Raw genomic sequence first — 16,945 nt, 5'->3', positions numbered from 1 at the left:
TCCTTCTTTTTTATTGGTTTATTAAGCGTAGTTCGTCCCTTCTCTCTGCTCCTTCTAAATAAAATGCCGTAGCTTGTAGAAGAAATGTTTCGGCAAATTCTTTTGAAGGTTCATATTTGTTGATCTGCAGTACACGCTCTGTAAATGTGCTAGGGAACGTAAATGTTCCTTCCTGTACATAGAGTTTGTCAAACTCGGAAATGACAGCAGATTGTGTACTGGCATTCACGCCTTTGTCCAACAGTAGCGCTTTAGCCGTCCATACAAAAGCACTATATGCATGGTAGATTGCATCAGCATACAACGCATCGCTTAATGCCTTTTTGGACCACTCAATCTTTTCTTCAACTTCCGAAAGCAAAGTTGCTACTAAATCGATTACAACACCGGCACATTCTCCTACACCTATAGCCGTTACAAAAGTTTCTTCGTGTCCCCAATCAATGAACTCGTCGGGAGTGAGATTGGTTAAATCTGCCAATGGTTTTAACAGCCGATAAAAATAGTCCTTCGTTTGTCTATCATAATACGCATGGAAATTCTCATGTTCTAAATGATTCGCCTTATAATCTGATAATACGACGTCCACAACTTGTAAAACACGCTTAGTAGGTACTTTGGTAACACGCTCTGCTACACGCCCTTTTCCATCTCCAACTGTACCTCCACCTAACATAACTTGAGCTGCTGGCACTACTTTTCCTTCTGCTTTTACAGAGCTGCCATGAAATCCAATGTGTGCCAGTCCGTGTTGGCCACAAGAATTCATGCATCCGGATATCTTTATTTTAAGATCTTGTTCGTATACAAATTCGGAATGAAATTCGTGGATATATTTTTCTATTACACGTGCCATTTCAGTCGAATTTGAAATGCCTAAGTTACACGTATCTGTACCTGGGCAGGTGGTCACATCTGACGTGCTATTATATCCAGGTTTAGCATAACCCAATTCGGTAAGCACATTGAAAATATGTGGTAATGATTCTACACGCACGTATTTAAACAATAAATTTTGATCTTGCGTGATACGAATATCATCTGCAATATGATCGCGAACTGCATGGATAAGCGTACGTGCCTTAGCAGTAGGAATATCTCCTGTTAGAACTTTGACATAAACTCCATAATATCCTTGTTGTTTCTGTTCGAACACATTTGTAGTTTTCCATATTTCAAATGCTAAAGCATCTACAGGAGCTACTTCGTTGACTTGGATTATCGGTGGTTCAGGTTGTTGGATTTTTGTCCGATCGATCTCTACATATTGATTTTTGTTAGCGATTCGTTCTTCATCGATAAGACGGAGAACTTCACTCAGTCCTAACTTTTGTACCAAGTATTTGAAGCGGGCCTTATTTCGATTATTTCTTTCTCCATATCGATCGAACACGCGTAATGTTGCCTCCATATAAGGTATAATCTGATTCTCTGGCAAGAAATCATAGACTTCGGATGCTAATATGGGTTGAGAGCCAAGGCCACCACCTATCATCACCTTAAAGCCTCTTACTTCCTGTCCGTCAACATGCTTTATCTTTGGAATAAAGCCAAAGTCGTGGATATAAGAGAAAGCAGTGTCCTGCTCGCTAGATGAGAAAGAAATCTTGAATTTCCTTCCCATATCTGCACAAATTGGATTTCTGAGGAAATATTCGAAGGTCTTTTGCGCATAAGGCGATACATCGAATGGTTCGTTGGGATCGATACCTGCCGTAGGAGACGCCGTAACATTTCGTACTGTATTACCACAAGCTTCACGGAGTGTTATATCATCTTCAGCAAGTTTAGCCCATAGTTCGGGCGTACGATCCAAACTTACGTAGTGAATTTGGATATCTTGTCTTGTAGTAAGGTGCAGATTTTTACTGGCGTATTGATCTGAAATATCCGATATTTTAAATAGTTGTTTAAAGGTCACCTTCCCAAAGGGAAGTTTGATCCGAACCATTTGTACCCCCGGTTGACGCTGACCATAAACCCCTCTAGCCAACCTCAACGAACGAAACTTTTCATCGGTAATAGTGCCTTCTTGATAGGCCCTAATTTTTTTTTCTAATTCTATTATTTCCTGCTCTACTACTGGATTTTCTAGTTCTGTACGAAAGCTCTGCATACTCTTCTTGTCTCTAATTTATAAAAGTTGTAACAAATGTCGCTTGTAGATAAGATATCACGAACAACGATTCTACAAAATTATGAAATAAATATCTATTAATCACATAAAATCTATTGATTTAGTGTATATTTTTTAATTGCAACCTACTCAACCGTTTGTACGATGTGCTCAGTACAGTTAAAATGTGTCCATTTAAATTATCCCCGCCCTTTCCAATTCGATTTCCATTTCCTTTTGCAATTTTATGGCTTCTTCCCTAGCCCTTTCTACAAAATCTGAACCGTTGGAAGCATATATTATGCCTCTTGTACTATTCACCAAAAGCCCACAGTCTTTATTCATTCCGTATTTGCATACATCCTGAAGGGAGCCACCTTGTGCACCGACGCCAGGAACCAATAAAAAATGATCTGGAGCATGCTCTCTTATTTTAGTAAACCCCTCTCCACGGGTAGCGCCGACTACATACATTAGATTTTCGATACTTCCCCAATTATTAACTTTGTCAATAACCTCCTCGAAAAGCTGCTTGCCACTTGAGTTGACGAAATTCTGAAAATCTAAACTTCCTTCATTTGATGTAAGTGCAAGTACAATGGCCCATTTGCTTTCAAAATCTAGAAATGGTGTGACTGAATCTTTTCCCATGTAGGGCGCAATAGTAATAGAATCAAAGCTCATTCCAGAAACAGACTGATCAAAAAAAGCTTTGGCATACATTCTTGATGTATTGCCTATATCTCCCCGTTTTGCGTCAGCGATACTTAAGCAGTTTTTTGGAAGGGCTTCCCAGGTTTTTTGGAGGGAACGCCAACCCTTTACGCCATAACTTTCATAAAAGGCGATATTGGGCTTGTACGCTACGCAAAGATCTTCGGTAGCTTCTATAATAGCTTTATTAAATGCATAGATGGGATCTTCCTCTGCTAAGAGGTGTTGGGGTATTTTATTTATATCCGTATCAAGACCAACACATAAAAAACTTTTCTTCCGTTTGATCTGTTGAATCAGCTCCGTTCTTGTCATTCCAGTAATGTTATAAAGCGTTGTTGATTAAGTTAGCAATAAATTCTTCCATTTCTTTAGTAGAATAGTCATACATACCCTCTTTACGTGCGGCTATTTTACCGGTTTTGTCAAGAATAACTGTGGTTGGAATAGAGCCTCCTAACCATGTGGAAGGAATCTCACTATTTGGATAAGAAATAGGTAAAGATAAGTTTTGCTCGGATATGAATTTCTTCGTTCCGTCAACATCATTGTCTATCTCGACAATTAGAAACACTATTTGCTCATTGTTTTTAAATTTTTTATAGAGTTTCTCGATAGAAGGCATTTCTGCTCGGCAAGGTGGACACCAAGTTGCCCAGAAATTAATAAATACGACCTTACCTCTTAGGTCTTCAGTATTAACAGATTTATTATTGCTATCGATAAAAGATGCGGAAGCCGGAATATCTTCCGATAAGCTTTCGTCTTTTGCCACAGGTACTGTTTTTTCAGCGTTATTTTCTACCGTTTGTTTAAAAAAACCTAATCGCGTTAAGCCTTGTTTTATGAAAGCATTATTAGGTAAAAGCAGCACAACACCTGCTATGGCTACTATAATAAAAAAGACCAAACCGATTTTTTTGTTTTTTGTCATATCCTGTTTTATGATTTTTAGCTATCAAATTTTTCCAACTGCTTTAACAACGTTGCAAAATCCTTCGGATATTGCGCTTCGAACGCATATTTTTTACCATCTAGCACAAATTCTACGGCCTTTGAATGCAATGCAAAGCGCCTTATAATGGGTTGTTCATCTTGGTCTTTGGAAATGGTAAATCCTCTTTTTTTGATTTGAGATAAGTAAATAGGTTTGCCTTTATACATTAAATCTCCTACGATAGCAGCATGTTGTGTCGCTAAATGGATACGAATTTGGTGCATTCTGCCCGTTATAGGCCTGCATTCTACCAGTGTGTAATTTTTAAAATACTGTAATGTATTGAAAATAGTCACTGCGGCCTTACCATTCGTTCTGTCAATGGAAACATTTTTATTTCCTTGATTTAATATAGGTAGATCGACCTTTAAATTTTCAAAAGTATGGATGCCTCCTATAATGGCATGATAAATTTTACTCACTCTTCTTTTTTCAAATTCTATACTTACAGAGCGGTAAGTATCAGGGTTTTTTGCGATCAATAAAATACCGGAAGTATCTTTGTCTAGTCGATGACACACCTGAGCATCATCATAGTATTTTTTAGCTAATCGTAAAATATTAACTTCACCCCCTTCCCTTTCATCCAAAGAAGCCACAAATGGTGGCTTATTGATAACAATCAAGTTGTCATCCTCATGAATAATTAAATCTGCGAATTTGGGAAACTTAAATAAACGGTGTTCATTTTGAATCATAATACAAAACTACAAAATCAGGATGACTTTGTTAAATAAAGCTTTTTAGGAATTAAATCGGAAGTTTGTTTTTTTAATTCCTAATTTTGGAACGTAACAATGAAATTATGTCTGTAAATAAAGTGATAAAAAGGGTAACTACCTCTACAATTAAAGAAATGAAATTAAGAGGTGAAAAAATAAGTATGCTTACGGGGTATGATTATTCTATGGCACGTGCCCTGGATGAAGCTGGATTGGATATAATTCTTGTGGGTGATTCGGCAGCCAATGTTTTTGCAGGTTACGAGACCACCTTACCTATCACGTTAGATCATATGATATACCATGCATCAGCCGTTGCTAGAGCAGCTACCCGTGCAATGGTATTGGTAGATCTGCCTTTTGGTGAATATCAAGGATCAGTCGAAAATGCATATCATGCAGGCGTAAGAATGATGAAAGAATCTGGCGCGCACGCCCTGAAATTAGAGGGGGGAATAGAAATTATCGATAATATCAAAAAAATTATCCAAGCCGGGATCCCCGTCTGCGGACATCTGGGACTTACTCCTCAGGCAATTTATCAATTTGGGGATTTTGGTGTTCGAGCGAAAGAAGAAGCTGAAGCTGAAAAGTTGAAATCAGATGCTCTAGCATTGCAAGAAGCGGGCTGTTTCGCCGTGGTATTGGAAAAAATACCGTCAAAATTAGCAGAAGAGGTAACTAAATCCCTCAGAATTCCTACGATAGGTATCGGTGCAGGGAATGCATGTGACGGACAGGTGTTGGTAGTTAACGATATGTTGGGTTTGACGAAAGACTTTAAACCTAAGTTTTTGCGTCAGTATCTTCATCTATATGAAGAAATCACGAATGCAGCTGCACAGTATGTAGCAGATGTAAAGTCAGCAGACTATCCAAACGAGAAAGAACAATATTAATCTGTATGGTTAAAGTAATTTTAGTAATTACGCTATTGGCATTTATCTTGTACTTTATTGTGCGCAGGCTTCGTATGTTTGGCACACAGATACGTAACAATTACGACAAGATACAACCTTCCCTACGTATTATTGAAATTACAGCACCCCTTAACGTTCTTAAAGCTATTGTTCAGAAAACCTTATTCAGTGTATTCACAGGGATACTCTTATTGGTCATTATTTTGGTTTTGGCAACAAAATTTAAAATCGCTTTAATCATGCTCCCGATCAGTTTATACCTGATCGGTCAGTTTCTTATATTGAACAACCATATCCGTCATACGCGAAATCAACGCATATTCTATGACAAAATAAATGATGATCTGACTATAGAATCATTGGAGGGTAATAGAATAGTCTTCAATTTGATTACGGATGTTAAAGCGTATAAAGAAATTAAATCCGTTCAAAAAAATAATGGCATATTATTTGGTTATTACGAAATGATATTAGCCAAACAAAAGATAACGATTTCTTATTTGTTGAAGGAAAATGTTGAAAATAAAATCCTTTTCGATAAACTGGCGCATTTTCCAACGGAGGTTGAAACAAAATTGTTTCCTGTTATATGAGGGTGCGTATAATCAACACGATTCTTGTGACAATTAACTAAAAACGATATTAAACAATTATTAACGCACGATATATGAGATTAACCTTTCTTCCGGTTTTATTATTAGTCATGTCAATAGTGGTTTCTTGCAACAATAAAACCCGGCAGGAAGCAAAAGAGAGTGCTAGAAGGGATTCGTTAGAACGCGTTAAAAAGGACTCGATAGAACGTATTAAAAAAGCGGAAGAAGAGGAAAGAAGACGTCCGATAACTGCGGCGGACATTAACCTATCAAAAGAGTTGACATTTGATAAATACACGTTGGAAGATACTTACCCTTATAAAGATACGGTTAGGGTATTTCAATGGGAAAAGATAAAAGAGAAACTGGCGATTATTGAAAATTTTCAACGTCAGGACATCAATTACGCTGTTCTTCAAAATTATAAAAATAAAAACCGCGAAGCGCCAGTCGTTGCAAATTTCAAACGAAATGCCTACAAACGTGTTTCCGATACATTGGGCGTTGAAAGATACCAATCTACTCCCCTATACGCTGTCGGTGACGCAAAAGTGCCCTTAATATACGGAAGAGACGGTTCCTTGGTGAAGCTGTTGAGCAGCGATACACTGGATATGGTCAAGGTAGAGGGGTTAACAAACGTTGAAGGAGCTTGGGAAGTGCCGAGGCGATATGTGAAATTAATAGGCGATACGGTTGATTTTTATCATGCTGTTGTCGTTGATGTTACAAATCAAAACATTTGTACACTGGAGAAATCGGGCAAAGGTTGGATTATCCGAAGTATGAATCCTGCGACAACGGGAAGGCATCTCCCTCCTCATGCGATGGAAACCCCTGTTGGTATTTTCTTGGTTCAAGAACAAAAAAGCAAAATGTATTATGTGAAAGACGGCACAAAAAATATCGAAGGATTTGCCCCATATGCAAGCCGATTCACGAATGGAGCCTATATACACGGCGTTCCGGTTAATAATCCCAAGGGAAAGATCATCGAATATAGTTGGTCATTAGGGACGACTCCACGATCGCATATGTGTGTGCGTAATGCATCTTCCCATGCCAAATTTGTGTTCGATTTGGTGAAGCCAATGGCTTCATTGGTGATTGTCATCGATTAGACACAAACCTATTCTTAACATTTCTTAACACTTTCCTAAAAATAGGGTTTTTACCTTTGTTTCGTGAATTAGTGAATAGATAATGTGTGCCTATGAAAAATCTACTTTTTATTTTAATTACAACTTGGTTTTTTACCAATTTTGCTAATCAAAATAATTCTTTAAAAACAGTAAATACCCCCATCCCTACAGATACTATTATTGGAAACACAGATGATAGTACAGAAATCGAAAAACTTTATTCAGCAATTAAACTCGAAGGAACATTAAAATTTGATGCTTTTGAGCAAGCCATGATAGGATACGAAAACCTTCCTATTAAGAATAAAAATATCATTACGGTGATTGATTTTACACTTCCGTCGACCGATAAAAGAATGTATGTCATTGATCTTAAAAACAAAAAGCTCCTTTACCATAGTATTGTTTCGCATGGAAGAAATAGCGGAGAAAAATATGCCAAATCCTTTTCGAATAAACACGGCTCTTATCAAAGTTCTTTGGGATTCTATGTTACTGAAAATACATACCAAGGGGGAAATGGTTATTCTCTAGTCATAAATGGGCTTGAACGTGGAATTAATGATCAGGCTAAGCCAAGAGCCGTGGTGATACATGGTGCAGATTACTGCAGTAACGCGGTAATAGCTTCTACCGGTAGATTGGGTAGAAGCTACGGTTGTCCCGCTTTACCGAGAGGGGTAACAAAGCCCATAATTAATACAATTAAAGAAGGTACCATGCTCTTTATCTATGCTGATAACAAAGATTATATTGCACAATCTAAGGTGCTCCATTCGGTAAAAAGAGGTTTGTTGGCACAACACGAAATAGAGCAAACAACGAATTCTAATATATCTTTAAATTAATATTTAGCTATTAATGAAATAAAAAAAGGGATAAGGTATGTATATATCTTATCCCTTTTTACATTTAGCCATCCTTATTTATTGTAAATAATTCGTATCTTAGAATAACCGAACATCCCTTTGCATGAAAAGAATATTGTCTATTGACGGCGGCGGCATTCGCGGTATTATACCGGGAATGGTCGTTGCAACCTTGGAAGATAAAATAAGAAAATTAAGCGGAGATCCTCAAACCCATATATCCGAATACTTTGATTTTTTTTCAGGAACTAGTACCGGAGGAATTTTCATTTCCCTGCTATTATTTCCTTCGCCAGACAATCCTCAAAAGCCAAAGTTTAGCGCGCGGGAGGCATTAGACATTTATTTAGAACATGGAGAGGAAATTTTCAATGCACAAAAATGGAGAAAGTTTTTGGGTAAATTTGGTCTATTGAGCGAATTGTACGATGAAAAGGTTTTAGAAAAAGTACTACAAGACTATTTTGGTGACACCAAATTGAGTGAACTGATTAAGCCCTGCATTATTACAGCCTATAATATAGAATTACGTAAAAATCATTTATTTAGACAGCAAAAAGCTTTAAGTCATGGTGATGCCAGAGACTTCCTGTTGCGGGAAGTATGTAGGGCAACATCTGCAGCTCCAAGTTTTTTTTCGGTAGCAGAAATTTTCTCTTTAGCGGGAACGCGTTATACATTATTGGATGGTGGTCTTTTCGCACATAATCCAGCCATAGCGGCGCTCCTTGAGGTTTTGAAAACGTTCAATACCTTCAAGATAACCGATATGAATATTCTATCCTTAGGAACAGGTGTAACTAAAAATGCCTATAATTACGAAGACTTTAAGAAAAAGTGGGCTATTTCAATAAGTCCAGCTCTGGTAGACATTATGACGTCCTCTTCCTCTGAGAGTAATGATTATTTTATAAAACAGCTTTTTAAATCGGTAAAGAAACCAAATAATTACCTCCGTATAGAGCCTACAAACCTCTCTTCTATTAATCCCGCGATGGATGCCGCCAATAAATCCAATATCCATAAAATAGTAACCCTAGCCGATAAAGTTGTAAGCGAGAATGAAGCAGTTTTAGATGCTTTGGCAGCGGAGCTAATACAGGATAAAAAGGAAATTGAACGAAGGGAGAAATCCGTATGGCATTTCTTGAAAATTAAAGAATAAGCGCTTCGATACCTCTCCCCTAATCCCCTTTCCTTAAAATTTAATCATCGCCTTTATCACCTTTTGTGGATTCTTAGCTAATCCATCAAATTTATCTGCTATATCATCAAAAGAAACATCATGTGTAATATAGTTTTCAGCTTTGACACTGCCGTTTTTCAAGCTCCCTAACACAAAGTCGAAATCGCTATGGAGTGCATTTCTGCTACTCATTAATGTGGCTTCCCGTTTGTGAAACTCTGGATGACTAAATGATATCTCTCCTTTTTGCAAACCTATCAGAATGTATTTTCCGGTATGCGCCAAATAATAAAATGAGCTGTTAATTGCTTTTAAATTTCCTGTAGCGTCAATAACAACATCACACATATCGCCATCTGTTATCCGTCGAATAGCTTCCACTGTATTTTCTTCCAAGGAGTTAATGGTATATTCTACGTTAAATTTAGTCTTGCATAGATTTAATCGTTCTTGATTAATATCTACGACAATGATTTTAGCTCCTTTAATCTGTGCAAAATTAATAGCCGCTAAACCAATCGGACCAGAACCGATTATTGCCACATAGTCGTCTGCTTTGACATTCGCGTTATTTACGCCATGCGCACCTATCGCTAAGGGTTCGACCAATGCAAGCTCATTAAAACTTAGCTCATTATCGACAAAAACATACTGCTCTGGGACTTTAATGTATTCGCACATACCACCATCGGTATGTACGCCTAACACTTGAATGGAGGTACAACAGTTGGGTTTTCCTTTCCGACATGCCACGCAGTTTCCACAATATAAATACGGCAATACGCATGCTTTATCACCCAATTTCAATCCTTTGGCATTCTCCGATAAATTAAAATCATCAATTACGCCCGATAATTCATGTCCTAGCACGCGTGGATATTGAAAAAAGGGTTGATTTCCTTGGTATGCATGGTAGTCTGTACCACAGATACCTATACGTTTTATCCGTATCAATACTTCACCTTCTGTAAGTGTAGGAATAACACTTTCTTTATAGACGAAGCGAAGAGGTTCTTCGCAAACTAAGGTTTTCATCATTATTCTTTAATAAGAGCTCTATCTAAATGCACATATCCGCCATCTACATGAATTAGTTGACCTGTAGTATGGCTTGAGCGGTCGGACAATAAAAATACGGTCGTGTAGGCAATCTCTTCGGAGGTTGTCATTCGGTGTTCCAACGGAATACGATTGGTAATTTTTGTTAAGGTCTCTTCCGGGTTATCCAATGTTTGGATCCATTTATCATATTGAGGAGTTGATGCCTCAGCAACTACAATTGCATTAACACGAATGCCATAAGGTAAAAGTTCGACGGCCCATTCCCGTGTTAGTGCATTACGTCCACCATTGGACGCAGCATACGCTGAAGTGTTTCCTTGTCCTGTTTCGGCCGTTTTTGACGTAATATTAAGAATAGTACCTTTCGATGCCTTTAAAGCCTCCAGAGAATGATGAGCCATTAAATAATAGTGAATAAGATTGCTATGCAAAGATTGCACAAAGCGTTCATAATTCCCAGATTCCAACCCTACACCATCGTTAACACCTGCGTTGTTTACTAAACCGTCAATGCGGCCAAATTGGGCTAATGTCTCTTTAACAGCATTTTCACAATCTTGGGGATTTGATAATTCTGCTTGTATCGAGATCGTCGTAACTCCTAATTTCGCCACTTCGTCTTTCACCGTGTTGTTGTCAGTTTGGTTTCTTCCCACAATAACCGGGATTGCACCTTCTTCGGCCAAAGCGACTACAATAGCACGGCCAATACCTTTGGCACCACCCGTGACTACAAAAACTTTATCTTTTAAATTTAAATCCATTTTCTTATTTTAAATTATAGAATTTAGTAGCATTTCCTCCCCAAAAAGCATCCAGCTCTATTTCTGTAAGAGGTGCCATGTGCTTATTCAGTATTTCTATTCCTTGTGTATAGGAAGCTGCTAACAACATGACAGGCCAGTCTGACCCAAACATAATTCTTTCTGCACCAAAGGCACTAATTGTGTGAGCAATATAGGGTACAAAATCATCCACTTTCCAATTTTTCCAATCTGCTTCTGTCACCAGGCCAGAGATCTTACAGCTTACATTTTTATATTTAGCTAGCTCCGTAATAAACTCGAACCACCCCTGTGTACCTCCGTTTTTTATACCTGGTTTGGCCATATGATCTAGAACAAATTTCTGTTCAGGATTGGCCGCGACGCAGGCTAACGTACTATGGAAATGATGTGGTCTAATCAAGAGATCGTAAGTATAGCCATATTTTGTCAACGCCTTAATACCACGTTGAAAAGTTTCGCGCAAAATAAAATCCGGATCCTCTTCTCCTTGGATAATATGTCTAAATCCTTTGATGATAGACTCTTTTCTGTATTCTTGCAATTGTTCATCAATATTTTCAGCTTGCAAGTCGACCCAACCAACTACTCCTTTAATTAATGCATAAACCTTAGATAGATCGACCAAAAATTGTGTTTCTGTAGCACTTTGACTCGCTTGTACTGCCACAGTTCCATCAATTTTACTCTCCTTCAAAATAGCCGAAAGGTCGTTGGGTAAGAAGTCCCGCTGGATAACAGCCATATCATCCGTTATCCAACTGTCTTTTACCTTATCATATATCCAAAAATGTTGATGAGCATCTATACGCATACTATTTTCCTGAATAAGCTACGACTTCTTGTTTCTGTACTCCTAAATAATCTGCTCCTAATTCTATTGTGTCACCTGGTTTTAAATAAATTGGTGGGTTAAAACCTAAACCAACTCCGGCCGGAGTGCCCGTAGAAATAACATCACCTGGAAGTAAAGTCATAAACTGGGATACATATGAAATAATATGCTGAACAGAAAAGATTAGGTTGCTGGTATTTCCATCCTGATAGGTTTTACCATTTACTTTTAACCAGAGACGCACGTTATTGATATCCGGAATTTCGTCCTGTGTTGTTAGGATCGGTCCCATAGGTGCAAAGGTGTCGCATCCTTTCCCTTTATCCCAAGTTCCACCTCTTTCCAATTGGAATGCACGCTCGGATACATCATTATGCAATACATATCCTGCTACGTAATCCAAAGCTTCAGATTCTTCTACATACGAGGCTTTCTTACCAATGACAATCCCAAATTCCACTTCCCAATCGGTTTTTTCCGAATTGCGGGGAATCGTAACGTTGTCATTCGGCCCTACCAAAGATGAGGTCGATTTCATAAAAATAATAGGCTCGGCCGGGATCGGAGAATTTGTCTCAGCAGCATGATCCTTGTAGTTTAGACCGATACAAACAATCTTAGACGGTCGGGCAAAAGGAGCGCCTAAACGTACATCGTTAGGAATTTCAATTAATTTACCTTCATTGGCTTTAACAAACTCATCCAGTCGAGCTAAGCCATTATTTGCAAAAAAATCTTCTGTATAGTCTCCCCCAAAGGCCGACACATCATAGCTTTTGCCATCGATTTGAACACCTATTTTTTCTTTTCCTGGTTCACCAAAACGTATTAGTTTCATCGTATTTTAATTTTTAATTATGCCTGATGAGAGCTCGATGTAAATCATTGTCTTGTATATCAATGATTTGCTTCTCGGTTTCATCGTATTTTATTTATGTTGTTAATTATTCAGTTTAATAAATCCTCCATCAATGGGATAATCATTACCTGTAATAAAACCCGCATCATCACTACATAGAAATAAAGCGAGCTTTGCTATCTCCTCTGGTTGTGCCATACGGCCAATTGGTTGTGATTTTGAGAGCTTCTCAAACATTTCTTCCTCTTTACCGGGATAATTTTTGGCAATAAATCCATCCACAAAAGGTGTATGTACACGTGCAGGTGAAATACTGTTGCAACGGATATTGTCTGCTATATAATCCCGGGCTACTGATAGGCTCATGGCAAAGATGGCGCCTTTGCTCATGGAGTACGCAAATCGATCCGTAATACCTACCCATGCAGCAATAGAAGCAAGATTTAAAATTGCTCCGCCTCCATGTTTCTTCATCGATGGAATTACAGCGTATAGGGCATTATAGGCACCCTTCACATTTACATTGAAAATGCGATCAAAATCGTCCTTACCACAATTCTCTATATTACCTACATGTGCTATCCCCGCATTGTTTACCAAAATATCTATACGTCCTATTTTTTCAATGACGGAAGCTACTTCTTCTTGGTTCGATACATTACATTTATGTGCTTGACCGCTTCCTTTTCTTTGAAGTATTCCCTCACACACCTGTTGTGCTTCTTCTTCATTTAAATCCAAAATGTGTACTGAAGCACCTTCTTTCGCAAACAGTTCACTGATTGCTCTTCCGATTCCGCTTCCGCCACCGGTTATAACAGCTACTTTATGGGCTAACTTTGACATCACTATTTATTTTCTATATTTTAATCCAATAACCATTTCGCCAACTCTTTGGCAGCTTTAAAGTTTTCAAATTCTTTAGGCAATTTCCGTCCATCTGTATATTCGTTATACAACCAAGGATCCCCCACGGCAAAAACTTTTCCTTTACCATAAGTACTGATAGCAATCATATTCTTACCGTTTTTAAATGCTATAGCCTTAGCAGAACCCTTTAACTGTAGCGTACTTACCTCCTTAAGGTAAAATTTAGATGGATTTGAAAAAACAGGGTTTTCTTGATCAATAGATAAGGAACCCATTTCAAATTCACTTCCTGTTACGGTATTTTCTAAGTCTTTATTGAACTTGATGCCAAATACTTCAGACAGTTTGTTCATGTGATCAAGCTCAGCATTGGTATAATCATTTGTCATTAATAACAAATTTCCACCTTCCTTGACCCAATTTTTAATCACGTCAATAGATTTTTTGTCCATGAAATTAGGGTTTTCCGTCTCTTTTTTCGTGTCCGGATCGACGATGATGTACACGTTCGCATTTGATAAAGTTTCTTTAGTTGGAGCGGTTGTTAAAGTTGAAATTTCTGCCCCCAAATCTTGGAACTGTTTTCCGAATAGATAAAAACCATTATTATCTTTTTCATCCCAAATATAATGATACTTGATCTTCTGATTCAGAACGTTATTTTGGTATTCATTATTGAAAAAATTATCCAATACGACCTTCTTATCCTTTCCAGGAAACCCGTTCAATCGTTTTTCCATTTCTACAGCAGCCAATATAAATGCACCTAAACCTTTTGGATCATCTTGCACTACCTTTTCACTCATATAATATTCATAACTTCCATCTCTATAGTTGGGCTTTCCTCCCAATCCACCTACCGATACGGTTCCATTGAGATGAAAAATGCCATCAGCACCTTTTACGATAAAATTTCGAATCAGATGATCGTATGCTTTGAATAATTCCTGAGAGTAGTCCTTGCGAATATATTTATGCTCCATCGCTTTAGAAATGGTATAGATAAACATGCTAGAAGCAGAAGTTTCTAAATAATTCTTGTCTTCACTAGGCATATCCAAAATTTGGTACCACAATCCTGTCTTTGGATCAGCAACCCGGACGATCGATTCGACAAAACGATCTAAGATATCCAGTAGTTCTTTTCTTCTGGGGTGATCTTGTGGGATATCTTCTAATACATCTACTAGAGCCAATCCATACCAGCCCATTGCCCTACCCCAAAAATGTTTGGAATTACCCGTTTCTTTGTTCGCCCAAAGCTGACTTTTACTCTCGTCCCAAGCATGATAAATCAGTCCTGTTTTCGAATCTCTCGCTTTTTCTTCAATATGAACAAACTGATTAATAATATCATCATAAAGTGCCGGTTCATTATATAATTTAGCCCATTCTGCCAAGAACGGCAGTCCCATATATAGACCATCTAACCATACCTGCTGCGGGTAGATTTTCTTATGCCAAAAACTAATGCCATCGCTTGTTCGTGGATGTGTTTTTAGTTGATCACGTAGTTTTTGTGCAGCATAAAAGTATTTTTTTTGTCCGGTGACGTTATGCAACAATAGCAATGTTTTCCCCGTCTTGATATTGTCGATGTTATAGTCATCGTGTTTGTAGGTCAATATATTTCCTTCTTTATCGACATATGTATCCATTGCGTCCTTGATATAATTGAAGTAATTCCCATCAGCCGTCTGATACCATACGGAGCGGATACCTTCCAGGAATACCCCGGTTTCATATGTCCACTTCGGACGGTTACTTATATCCTTATAAGGGAAAGGTCTAGACTTGAAAACTGCTTTCGTTAATTCTGCAGCATAAGATATAGGTTGATTATTCGCATCAACTTGCCATTTGTAATTACTATTCTGTCCGACGGAAACATCATATGCTATTAATAAGAAAATTAGCAGAAAAAATTTGTTCATAAGTTTACTGTTTAGGTGTTGTCTATTTTTTTATTTCACGTCCAATGTTAAAATTAAGAAATCTTTATCAATTGGTTTGGGAAGTGATATTTCCAATCCTGAATCTGTGTGCGCGTACGACACTGATTTATTGTCGTCGTAATTTGATATGTTCCTTATCTCTGGAACAAAATCTTTGATTATCACTTTTTCTTGATTCGGATTAAAGATATGAATATAAATTTTGTTTGCTTTTTTTGTCAGCGCATACTCATCTGTAGGAGTTACAAAGCCGCCCGTTGTTCCGTAAATCGTTTCACCATACTTTCTCAGCCAATTTCCAAGATCAAGAAGTCTATCCTGTTGATAATCTTGTATTTTACCATTTGGCATAGGTCCAATATTCAACAAGAGATTAGAGCCATACCCCGCGGCTTTGACCAAGTAGGTAAGTACCTCTTTGAAGTTTTTTTGCTTGCGGTCTTTAATATCAAATCCCCACGATCCAGCGATTGTACCGCAAACTTCTTTAGGAAGATTTCCTACCTGATCGGCAGAGGTGCCGAATCCTGTAGTATTCTGACCCGGTAAATCACGTTCAAACATCTGAAAATCTTCTCCTTCAAAAGTCGCTAAGTGATGATTATTTCCAATGAGACATTGTGGTTGCAATTGATGAATCAACCTGTATATTTCATTATATTTCCAATCTGCTTCCGGTTTGTCCCAATGACCATCAAACCAGATTCCATCAATTTGGCCATAATTCGTTAACAGCTCTGTCAATTGATCTTTCATAAACTGAATGTAACTATCCCAGTTACCTTGGGTGCTGTCGCGACCAATTATTCCCTTCCCTGTTTTTCCAGTAGGTAAATAATCATCTCTGCTCCAATCTAAAAGAGAATAGTAAAACATCACCTTTATACCCTCTTCCCGACAAGCCTCTACCAATTCTTTTACGATATCTCGCTTAAAAGGTGTCGCTTTTACGATATTATAATCTGAAACCTGAGAATTCCACATAGAAAACCCATCGTGATGCCTAGAAGTGAACGTGATGTACTTCGCACCCGAATCTTTAAAAAGCTTCGCCCAGTTAGCCGCATCAAATGCGATAGGATTAAAAAAATCAGGTAATAAACGATATTCATTTAACCCAAAATTTTGGTTATTCATTACCCATTCGCCATCCCCTAAAACGCTATAAACGCCCCAGTGGATAAAAACTCCAAAACGAGAGTCTTCAAACCATGCTCTATTTTTTAGGTTTTCTGAAGAAGGAACATAGTTATGCTGTGCGCTAACCGAGTTCATGCTAACTAGGACTAGAAAGAAGAAAACTAATTTTTTCATGCG

16 protein-coding genes are annotated in these 16,945 nt (G+C 37.9%); 5 read left to right on the top strand and 11 right to left on the bottom strand.

Annotated elements, in window-relative coordinates; all coding sequences use genetic code 11:
* Positions 1–10: 10 nt before the first annotated feature.
* From FAZ19_RS10725 to FAZ19_RS10710, 4 genes are all read right to left on the bottom strand, one after another.
* Positions 11–2,116 (bottom strand): HEPN domain-containing protein, encoded by a 2,106-nt coding sequence (locus FAZ19_RS10725; protein WP_136820727.1) that lies wholly within the window; start codon positions 2,114–2,116, stop codon positions 11–13.
* 195 nt (positions 2,117–2,311) lie between these two features.
* Entirely contained in the window at positions 2,312–3,145 is an 834-nt protein-coding gene (pyrF, locus tag FAZ19_RS10720; protein WP_136820726.1) for an orotidine-5'-phosphate decarboxylase, read from the bottom strand.
* Positions 3,146–3,155: 10 nt separating this feature from the next.
* The gene (locus FAZ19_RS10715) at positions 3,156–3,764 is read right to left on the bottom strand and encodes a TlpA family protein disulfide reductase (RefSeq protein ID WP_136820725.1); all 609 of its coding nucleotides are present in this window, start codon (positions 3,762–3,764) and stop codon (positions 3,156–3,158) included.
* Between the two features lie 17 nt (positions 3,765–3,781).
* Positions 3,782–4,525 (bottom strand): RluA family pseudouridine synthase, encoded by a 744-nt coding sequence (locus FAZ19_RS10710; protein ID WP_136820724.1) that lies wholly within the window; start codon positions 4,523–4,525, stop codon positions 3,782–3,784.
* A 107-nt stretch (positions 4,526–4,632) separates the two neighbouring features.
* Here FAZ19_RS10710 and panB point away from each other — a divergent pair, with 107 nt between their 5' ends.
* From panB to FAZ19_RS10685, 5 genes are all read left to right on the top strand, one after another.
* Positions 4,633–5,448 (top strand): 3-methyl-2-oxobutanoate hydroxymethyltransferase, encoded by an 816-nt coding sequence (panB, locus tag FAZ19_RS10705; RefSeq protein ID WP_136820723.1) that lies wholly within the window; start codon positions 4,633–4,635, stop codon positions 5,446–5,448.
* Positions 5,449–5,453: 5 nt separating this feature from the next.
* Positions 5,454–6,062 (top strand): hypothetical protein, encoded by a 609-nt coding sequence (locus tag FAZ19_RS10700; RefSeq protein WP_136820722.1) that lies wholly within the window; start codon positions 5,454–5,456, stop codon positions 6,060–6,062.
* Between the two features lie 74 nt (positions 6,063–6,136).
* The gene (locus FAZ19_RS10695; protein WP_188876120.1) at positions 6,137–7,186 is read left to right on the top strand and encodes a L,D-transpeptidase; all 1,050 of its coding nucleotides are present in this window, start codon (positions 6,137–6,139) and stop codon (positions 7,184–7,186) included.
* A gap of 92 nt (positions 7,187–7,278) precedes the next feature.
* Positions 7,279–8,055 carry a murein L,D-transpeptidase catalytic domain family protein gene (locus FAZ19_RS10690; RefSeq protein WP_136820721.1) on the top strand — a complete coding sequence of 259 codons (777 nt, stop codon included), beginning with the start codon at positions 7,279–7,281 and terminating at the stop codon, positions 8,053–8,055.
* A gap of 124 nt (positions 8,056–8,179) precedes the next feature.
* Positions 8,180–9,241: a patatin-like phospholipase family protein gene (locus FAZ19_RS10685; protein ID WP_136820720.1), complete on the top strand. Its 1,062-nt coding sequence runs from the start codon at positions 8,180–8,182 to the stop codon at positions 9,239–9,241.
* A 33-nt stretch (positions 9,242–9,274) separates the two neighbouring features.
* Here FAZ19_RS10685 and FAZ19_RS10680 read toward each other — a convergent pair whose 3' ends face one another.
* The 7 genes from FAZ19_RS10680 to FAZ19_RS10650 all read right to left on the bottom strand — a co-directional run bounded on the left by FAZ19_RS10680 (position 9,275) and on the right by FAZ19_RS10650 (position 16,942).
* Positions 9,275–10,300, bottom strand: coding sequence for a zinc-binding alcohol dehydrogenase family protein (locus FAZ19_RS10680; protein ID WP_229707509.1), 1,026 nt, complete (start codon positions 10,298–10,300; stop codon positions 9,275–9,277).
* Positions 10,300–11,088: an L-fucose dehydrogenase gene (locus FAZ19_RS10675; protein WP_136820719.1), complete on the bottom strand. Its 789-nt coding sequence runs from the start codon at positions 11,086–11,088 to the stop codon at positions 10,300–10,302. The genes FAZ19_RS10680 and FAZ19_RS10675 overlap by 1 nt, the downstream gene beginning before the upstream one ends.
* 4 nt (positions 11,089–11,092) lie before the next feature.
* Positions 11,093–11,923 (bottom strand): amidohydrolase family protein, encoded by an 831-nt coding sequence (locus tag FAZ19_RS10670; RefSeq protein WP_136820718.1) that lies wholly within the window; start codon positions 11,921–11,923, stop codon positions 11,093–11,095.
* Position 11,924: 1 nt separating this feature from the next.
* Positions 11,925–12,782 (bottom strand): fumarylacetoacetate hydrolase family protein, encoded by an 858-nt coding sequence (locus FAZ19_RS10665; protein ID WP_136820717.1) that lies wholly within the window; start codon positions 12,780–12,782, stop codon positions 11,925–11,927.
* Positions 12,783–12,884: 102 nt separating this feature from the next.
* On the bottom strand, positions 12,885–13,649 hold the full coding sequence (locus FAZ19_RS10660; protein WP_136820716.1) for an SDR family NAD(P)-dependent oxidoreductase: 765 nt from the start codon (positions 13,647–13,649) through the stop codon (positions 12,885–12,887).
* 20 nt (positions 13,650–13,669) lie between these two features.
* On the bottom strand, positions 13,670–15,607 hold the full coding sequence (locus FAZ19_RS10655; RefSeq protein WP_136820715.1) for a glycoside hydrolase family 88 protein: 1,938 nt from the start codon (positions 15,605–15,607) through the stop codon (positions 13,670–13,672).
* 30 nt (positions 15,608–15,637) lie between these two features.
* Positions 15,638–16,942, bottom strand: coding sequence for an alpha-L-fucosidase (locus FAZ19_RS10650; RefSeq protein WP_136820714.1), 1,305 nt, complete (start codon positions 16,940–16,942; stop codon positions 15,638–15,640).
* Positions 16,943–16,945: the final 3 nt, after the last annotated feature.

The organism is Sphingobacterium alkalisoli (assembly GCF_005049105.1).
GTDB lineage: Bacteria > Bacteroidota > Bacteroidia > Sphingobacteriales > Sphingobacteriaceae > Sphingobacterium > Sphingobacterium alkalisoli.
Note: the sequence above shows the minus strand (reverse complement) of the source record. Positions and strands in the feature narration are given on the sequence as shown.